Source organism: candidate division WOR-3 bacterium (assembly GCA_016867815.1).
Taxonomy (GTDB): domain Bacteria; phylum Hydrothermota; class Tepidihabitantia; order Tepidihabitantales; family Tepidihabitantaceae; genus UBA2258.
Genome location: VGIR01000037.1, coordinates 20,473 through 28,410 on the forward strand (window position 1 = coordinate 20,473; position 7,938 = coordinate 28,410).

Here is a 7,938-nt window from a genome sequence, read left to right on the forward strand (position 1 = left end):
AAGCGGGATAGCCGCCTCAGCCGGGCCGCCGTGCCACTGCCCTTCATTTGACTTGGCGCTCCTGCCTGCTACAATCGCGCTTGGCCAAATCCCTACGGGCTCGACTGACGGATGCCCGCAACATGACTGGAGAAAACTGATGGTACTGGTATTCTGCGAACAGCGTGAAGGCAGACTGAAGAAGGTCGCGTTCGAGGACCTCTGCGTCGGCTATGCAATTGCCGAGAAGCGAGGCGGTGACCTGGTCGCCGTGATCATCGGTTCCGGCATCAAGGACCTTGCCGCCGAGGTCGTGAAGTTCGGCGTGAACAAGGTCATCACCGTAGACGATGCCTCTCTCCAGTTCTACACTTCGGACGGATACGCCGGCGCGCTCGAGAAGCTGTGCCGCGAGCACAAGCCGCATACCATCGTGCTCGCGGCAACCGTTATGGGCAAGGACCTGAGTGCCACCCTGGCCGCCCGCCTGGAGACTGCCATCGTCCCCGACTGCATTGCGCTGGAGTTTGACGAAGCCGGCAACCCCATCATGACGCGGCCGGTCTACGCCGGCAAGGCAATCACCAGAGTCAAGGCACCGACCGCCAGCCCGCTCATCATCACGATGCGCCCGCGCGCCTACAGCGCCCAGCCTGAGAATGACAAGGGCGCCCAGGTCGTGGCCGGCAACGCCGCCCCGGCCGAACTGCGCACCAAAGTCGCGGAGATCGTCAAAGCAGTGATCAAGACGGTCGAGTTAACCGAGGCCGACATCATCATCTCCGGCGGCCGCGGCATGAAGGGCCCGGAGAACTACCCGATGCTGGAAGAACTGGCCGGTGTAGTCAACGCTGCGGTCGGCGCATCGCGCGCCGCGGTGGACGCCGGCTGGCGCGACCACCAGTTCCAGGTCGGTCAGACCGGCAAGGTCGTCGCACCTTCACTCTACATCGCCTGTGGCATCTCCGGTGCGATCCAGCACCTTGTGGGCATGGTCAACTCCAAGACCATCGTTGCCATCAACAAGGACCCGGAGGCCAACATCTTCAAAGTCGCCGACTATGGCATCGTCGGCGACCTGTTCAAGATAGTCCCGATGCTGACGGCGGAGTTCCGCAAACAGAGGGGTCAAGGGTCCTAGGGTTCAAGGGTTCTGGTTCGGACACCCCCGAACCCCGGAACCCGTGACCCCTTGAACCCTACCAAACCATGCCTGACACTAAGCAGACAGCCATCGCTGACGTGGTCGAGGTGCTTGAGCGCATCCTCGACATCTCCGAGCCACCGGTCGCCCGGTGCCGTCTCCTCTCATCCGGGTTCGGCCCGTCCCATACGCTCATGGCCGAGGCGGAACTGACCGGCAGCCGGGCCTGTCTCGGCTGCGGCAACTGCGTGGACATCTGCTCGCTCCTTGCCCGCGAACCCGCCCGCCTTCAGAAAACCGCCCAGCGCACCTCGCTCGCGCTCGAGACCATGGTCGGAACTGACTGCGACCGCTGCTATGCCTGCGTCATGTCGTGCCCGCAGGTGGACACCAGCATCAAACACTACATCGTGAAGACGCGCACGGTCGAGCAGATGCAGCACCTGCTGGAGCGGCTGGGGCCGACTGACGACTACTATCTGGACGCTTTCCTTGAGGAGGCCAAGAATGGCTGAGACCGGTCTTGTTGACATTCACATCATGGGTGAGCGGCACCGCGTGCCGGACTCGCTGACGATTCTGCAGGCTTTCGAGCATGCCGGGTACAAGCTGGTGCGCGGCGTCGGCTGCCGCGGCGGGTTCTGCGGTGCCTGCGCCACGGTCTACCGGCTGCCGGGCGACTATCACCTGAAGTTCGCGCTCGCCTGCCAGACCAGAGTCGAGCCCGACATGCAACTCACGATGATCCCCTTCTACCCGGCCAACCGCTCCTCCTATCGCCTCTCCGAACTCAAGGGCGAGGCGAAGGAAGTACTAGACCTCTACCACGAGATGCTCCGCTGCTACGGCTGCAACACCTGCACCAAGTCCTGCCCGCAGGACATCGACGTCCTCGGCTATGTCGCGGCCATCGTTCGCGGCGACCTGGCCGCGGCCGCCGACATCTCCTTCGACTGCATCATGTGCGGACTCTGCGTATCCCGCTGCCCGGCCGAGCTGGTGAAGCACAACGCGGCGCTGCTCTGTCGTCGCATCTACGGCCGGAAGCTCGCGCCCAAGTCCGAGCATCTGGCCCGCCGCCGCGACGAGGTCAAGGCCGGCAAGTTCAACTCAGACATCGCTGTGCTGAAGAAGCAGTCCAAGGATGAGCTCAAGAAGCGCTATGCCGAGCGCGACATCGAACCAGGAGAGTAGTATGAGGAACGGGATAATGCAGAAGTCAGAATGCAGAATGCAGAAACCGGAATTCCGGGTCGGACTCAGGTCATTTCTGACTTCTGATTTCTGGTTTCTGAATTCTGAGCTCGTCCGGTCGGAGGGAACATGAGCTATCCATCGAACATGCAGGATTCGCTGAACGCTGTTGTCGCCGGCCGTGAACGCCGGATGTCCGAGACCTTCCCCCGCGCCACGGCCGACGCCAAGGAAGCGTTGCTCAGAGGCTTCCACCCCGACTTTCTTGCCGATACGTTCGCTGCCCTGCGCATCGGTCCCAACTCCGGCGACCGCACCCCGCGCGAACTCGCTCTGTTGCTCGAAGCCGATTCCACCCTTCCGAAAATGGGGACTGTACCTCCTGGGGGACAGTCCCCATTTCCGCCGACTATCAACCAAAGCAAGCCCGACTACACCTGCGACATCCTGATCATCGGCGGCGGCGGCGCCGGCTGCTCTGCGGCTATCATGGCCGACAACGCCGGGGCCAAGGTGATGATTGCCACCAAGCTGCGCCTCGGCGACGCGAACACGATGATGGCGCAGGGCGGGATCCAGGCCGCGGACAAGGACAACGACTCGCCGGCCATTCACTATGTCGACGTAATGGGCGGCGGCCACTTCGCGAACACGCCGGACCTGGTCGAGGCGCTCGTGTCCGACGCACCCGAGGCCATCGGTTGGCTCGAAGACCTCGGTGCGATGTTCGACAAGAACGCCGACGGCTCGATGAAGACAATCCACGGCGGCGGCACCTCGCGCCGCCGGATGCACACCGCCCGGGACTACACCGGTGCCGAAATCATGCGCACCCTGCGCGACGAAGTCAGGAGTCGGAGCGACATCACATTGCTCGAGTTCTCGCCTGCAGTCGAGCTCCTGACCGACGACAAGGGCGAAGTGACCGGCGCGATACTGCAGAACCTCAACCTGAACCGCTACTCGGTGGTCAGAGCCAAGGTAGTCATCATCGCCACCGGAGGCTCTGGCAGGCTCCACTACCAGGGCTTCCCGACCTCGAATCACTACGGCGCGACCGGCGACGGGCTCGTGCTCGCCTATCGCGCGGGCGCTCACCTCGCCTTCATCGACACGATGCAGTACCACCCGACCGGCGCAGCCTATCCGCAGCAGATACTCGGTCTGCTAGTTACGGAGAAGGTCCGTAGCATCGGTGCGCAGCTCGTGAACTCCGAAGGCAACCAGTTCATCTTCCCGCTCGAGACCCGCGACGTCGTCGCCTCGGCCATCATCCGCGAGTGCAGCCTCAACAAGTGCATCACGACCCCGACTGCGGTGCAGGCGGTCTGGCTCGACACGCCGATGATCGAGATCCGGCGCGGTGCGGGTACGGTCAAGCGCGAACTGCCGGCCATGGTACGCCAGTTCGGCCGGCACGGCATCGACATCGCCAAAGAACCGATGCTCGTCTACCCCACTCTCCACTACCAGAACGGCGGCGTGGAGATCGCCGCCGACTGCGCCACCAACGTACCCGGCCTGCTGGTGGCCGGCGAGGCATCTGGCGGTGTTCACGGCCGGAACCGCTTGATGGGCAATTCCTTACTGGACGTAGTGGTATTCGGTCGCAGGGCCGGAGTGGCCGCGGCCAAGGTCGCGAAAGAACGAACCGGTGACCCGCAACTGGGTCTCACCCATGTTGAGCGCTGGCGCAAGGAGCTTGCGGCCAAAGGCCTCGGCTCCGAGGTCAAGTCTCCCCTCCTCCTCCCCGACTACACCCGCAAATCCCGATGTCCTGCACTAGACCACTAGACCACTTGACCACTGGACCACTCTTCTAGCATGGACTTCTCCTTCGGCGAAGATGCAGACATGGTCCGCCAGACCGCACACGAGTTCGTGCGGCGTGACCTGCTTCCCCAGGAACCAAAGTTCCTCAATGCCAAAGACCCGGCTGAGCGTACGGCCATCGTCGAGGCGGCAACCGGCAGCCTCAAAGAGATGGGCCTCTACAGCGCGGGCGTGCCTGAAGCATTCGGCGGCGGTGGGCTTGGACCGATTGAGACCTGCCTGATTGCCGACGAGCTCGGCCAGACTATCATACCGGTCGAATGGGGCGAGCTCACGCCCATACTCTACGAGTGTTCGGACACGCAGAAGCCCAAGTACCTCGCGCCGGTGGTCGAGGGCGCGAAGACCTATTCAGTGGCGTTTGACGAGCCCGTGCCCTTCAGCGAGCCCGCCAAGATGGCCACCACCGCGACGCAGTCCGACAGTGGCTATGTCCTCAACGGCGCCAAGCTGCTCGCCAAACCCAAAGCCGACTTCTATCTGGTCTTCGCCATAGGTCCTATCGGCCCTATCTGTCTGATTCTGGATCCCGGTACTCCGGGCACCACGCTCACCGGCAACCTGCTGACCCTGAGGGACTGCGCCGTCACCGCCGAGCAGGTCCTCGGCCCTCCGGGCAAAGCCCTGAGCCTTGGCCGCAAGTGGTTCCCGCTCACGCGCATCATCCGCGCCGCGGCGATACTCGGCACCTGCGACCGCCTGCTCGAAGTCAGTGCCCAGTACGCCCACGACTGGACCTCAATGGGCACGCACATCTCCGAACGCGCGTCGATTCAGCAGACGCTTGCCGACATGGCCGGCGACATCGAGGCCCTGCGCTGGATGGTGTATCACACGGCATGGCTCGCGGCCGAAGGCAAGAAGGTCGAGTACGATTCGATGCTGGTGAAGCTGCAGTCTCAGAGGGTCCTGACCGAAACGGTCAACCGCTCGGTGCGCATCCACGGCGGCACCATCCCACCGATAGCCGAATGGCTGCGCAAGAACGCCGCCGATTCCGACGCGACTGACCTGCTCCGCCTCGCTGTCGCCCGCGAGACCATCTCCCGCCTTCAACCGTAGGCGCGGGACGAGTCCTCAGAATGGGGACTGTACCGGATTGCGGCCGAGTCTTCTCGGCCGGGGACTGTCCCCATTCTGAATCTGAAGTGGATCGTGTCCCAAGCCGGTAGCTGACGCAGACAGGTTCATCCGCAGATTGCGCAGATGACGCAGATTGTCTGGATTCTAACCGGGGCTTCTAGCTTGCGGCTTGAGGCTTGCGGCTAGTGCTGGATAACGACCTTGGTCACGCCCGACGCATCACGCTCTACGCCAGACGCCTGACGCACGAAGTAGACACCTGACTTCGGGCTGACCACCCTCCGCCCCATCGCGTCCAAGACGACGCTCGATGCCAGACGCTTGACGCCGGACGCCCCGGACAGAATCGTCGCTGGCGGCTTGTGGCTTGCGGCTTGGGGCTCTCCTCTATGCCCGCGCCGTAGAACTCAACAATCTGCAGCCCTGCTGTGTCGCTCGCCACGTAGGCATAGCCGCCGGCAACCGCCACACCAAAGGCGGGGCCCGGGGTGTTGTAGTACCCTCGCTCCTCCGGGGAACCGGGGTCGAATACGGCTATCACCCTGAGCCCGGAGTCGAGGTCTGCCACGTAGGCGTAGCCGCCGGCAACCGTCACTCCCCAGGAGAGACCTGGGGTGTCGCAGAACCCCCGCTCCTGCGGGTCTGCAGGGTCGGATACGTCTACCACCCTGAGCCCGGCAGAGTCATCTGCCACATACACGTAATCATCCGAGACTGCTATGCCATTGGCCTTACCCGGCGTCTTGTGGCGACACGCTCCCGGGGGTTTGCCGGATCGGCTACGTCTATCACTCTCACCCGATGACAGGAGTCGTCCGCAACATACGTATAGCCACCGGCAACCGCCACGCCAAAAGAGTCGTCCACTGTGTCGTCGCAGCATCCCACCTCCGACGGTGAAGCAGGATTCGATACGTCAATGACCCGCAGCCCGGCAAGGCCGTCTGCCACGTACGCGTAGTTCCCGGCAACTGCCACGTCCCTGGCCTGGCCCGGCGTGTCGCAGTACCCCGTTTCGTGCGGGGCCGTGCGAGCGGACACGTCTATGACGCACAACCCGCCGAAGTCTGCCACGTAGGCGTAGCTCCCAGCTACCGTAACGCCACAAGCCGAGCCCCGCGTTTCGCAGTAGCCGACCTCGACCGGGTGAGCCGGGTCCGAGACTGCGATCACTCGCAGCCCGGCGGCGCCATCCGCGACATAGGCGTAGCCTCCTCCCACGACGACGTCTCGGGCATTGCCCGGCGTGTCGCAGTATCCGACCAGCCGGACATTGAGCGAATCCGCAGCCAACGCGGCGTCGACCAGCAACAGAGCCAGACTGATCACTGGCAGCACGAGTACGTACTTCATGGTGCCTCCTGAGTGCATGATCATCGTCCGCTCTTGGGGCTCGTCAAGCCCGTGTCGTTCACCGTTGGATCGTACATCGTCTGTCGTTCGCTGCCCCAACGTTGTCCGCTTGGTGCCTCGGTGTCTTGGTGGTGAAGTCCTGTCTGGGTCGCGCCTAGCGCTTCGGGCGCGGATCCGGCGGGAGTGTCTTGGCCAGTTCGCGGAAGCGGGGAAGCATGACGCCGCAGAGCTTCTCTGCCAGTGTCTGGTCGAGCCCGCGGCTGATCCACAGCGGTGAGAGGATGTACTCGTCCAGTTGCGCCTTCTCCCCCACGCTATTCGGCTCGTGGTTCAGCGCCGCGGTGCAACAGGCACTGACCAGGCCGCGATAGACAACCCGCCGGTCGCCGGGCACGCCCGCCTCATCCAGCAATTGCTGCACCTCGGCCCACACTTTCTCAGTTGCTGCCTTGCGAGCAACGTCGTGTTCGTGGAGTCGGTTCACGAGTTCGCGGTGTTGTTCCTGCTTAAGGCTGAGCTTCCGGGCCGGAGCCAGAAGTCCTGCCTCGTATTCCGCCAGGCTCAGGTTCGGCAGCCAGTTGAGCTCTCCCGCCATCTCCAGCTCGGCGAAGCGACGACGTACGCCGTCCTCAAGCTCCCGAATAGCCTCCAGCGGAAACCCGCTGGCCTTCGCAAACCTGGCCTCAGATTCGGCCAGCTGCGTCTCCCTCTTCCCCGGCCTGGCGCTGCGCGTGCGGAAGAGGATGCCGAACCACTCCAACCCGTGTTTGAATAGCGGTTCGGTCACGGTCATGATGGGGTCCAGCCCGGTCTTGTTGACGGCGACTTTGAGGTACTCGCCGTATAAGTACCGCCGCCGCGCTGCCGCCGCGTTCTTCCGCGCGAGTTCCAGCCGCTTCAGCCGGTCGGGCATGGACGGCTCAGTCCTTGCGGGCACGTTGGCCTTCGGCTGGTCGAACTGACGGTCGTACTCTGTGACCTGGGCCTGCCACTTGGGCACTACCCCGGATACCGCGCGGGTAAGGACGACGTCATAGACCTTGTCTTGTGCCGTAGGCAGGCCGGTGTAAAGATCGAAAATGTCGTTGATGTCCCTGAACCCGGCGCGGCACCCGCGCAGGAAGTCGGCGATCAGGCCGAACGACGGATAGCGCTCATCGCCCTTCTCAAGTCTGCTTACCAGGTTCCCGGCGCTCTTCCCGGCCCGACCCATGGCTCGCGCCAGCTCCATCTGTGTCAGGCCCGCCTTCAGCCGCAAATCCCGAAGCCTGGAGCCCAGTTCCGACGTGAAAATGAACGTGTCCGGCGACCTCTTCATCTGAGGCAAATTCTACAGCGCTGTAGAATGGCAA

The 7,938-nt window shown here is 63.5% G+C and carries 8 protein-coding genes; 5 read left to right on the plus strand and 3 right to left on the minus strand.

Annotation, left to right across the window (positions count from 1 at the left end; translation table 11 throughout):
- Window positions 1-139 precede the first annotated feature (139 nt).
- The 5 genes from FJY68_07195 to FJY68_07215 all read left to right on the plus strand — a co-directional run bounded on the left by FJY68_07195 (window position 140) and on the right by FJY68_07215 (window position 5,212).
- Entirely contained in the window at window positions 140-1,120 is a 981-nt protein-coding gene (locus tag FJY68_07195) for an electron transfer flavoprotein subunit alpha/FixB family protein (protein MBM3331620.1), read from the plus strand.
- Window positions 1,121-1,188: 68 nt separating this feature from the next.
- Window positions 1,189-1,638, plus strand: coding sequence for a hypothetical protein (locus tag FJY68_07200; GenBank protein MBM3331621.1), 450 nt, complete (start codon window positions 1,189-1,191; stop codon window positions 1,636-1,638).
- A complete protein-coding gene (locus tag FJY68_07205; protein MBM3331622.1) occupies window positions 1,631-2,317 on the plus strand; it encodes a 4Fe-4S dicluster domain-containing protein in 687 nt (228 codons plus the stop codon). Before FJY68_07200 ends, FJY68_07205 begins: the two co-directional genes overlap by 8 nt.
- Window positions 2,318-2,446: 129 nt before the next feature.
- Window positions 2,447-4,111: an FAD-binding protein gene (locus FJY68_07210; protein MBM3331623.1), complete on the plus strand. Its 1,665-nt coding sequence runs from the start codon at window positions 2,447-2,449 to the stop codon at window positions 4,109-4,111.
- Window positions 4,112-4,141: 30 nt separating this feature from the next.
- Window positions 4,142-5,212: an acyl-CoA dehydrogenase gene (locus FJY68_07215; protein MBM3331624.1), complete on the plus strand. Its 1,071-nt coding sequence runs from the start codon at window positions 4,142-4,144 to the stop codon at window positions 5,210-5,212.
- Between the two features lie 247 nt (window positions 5,213-5,459).
- Here FJY68_07215 and FJY68_07220 read toward each other — a convergent pair whose 3' ends face one another.
- The 3 genes from FJY68_07220 to FJY68_07230 form a co-directional block, all read right to left on the minus strand.
- Window positions 5,460-6,116, minus strand: a complete 657-nt coding sequence (locus FJY68_07220) for a hypothetical protein (protein MBM3331625.1) — start codon at window positions 6,114-6,116, stop codon at window positions 5,460-5,462.
- Window positions 5,951-6,610, minus strand: a complete 660-nt coding sequence (locus FJY68_07225; protein ID MBM3331626.1) for a hypothetical protein — start codon at window positions 6,608-6,610, stop codon at window positions 5,951-5,953. Before FJY68_07225 ends, FJY68_07220 begins: the two co-directional genes overlap by 166 nt.
- Before the next feature lie 130 nt (window positions 6,611-6,740).
- On the minus strand, window positions 6,741-7,904 hold the full coding sequence (locus FJY68_07230) for a helix-turn-helix domain-containing protein (protein ID MBM3331627.1): 1,164 nt from the start codon (window positions 7,902-7,904) through the stop codon (window positions 6,741-6,743).
- Window positions 7,905-7,938 lie beyond the last annotated feature (34 nt).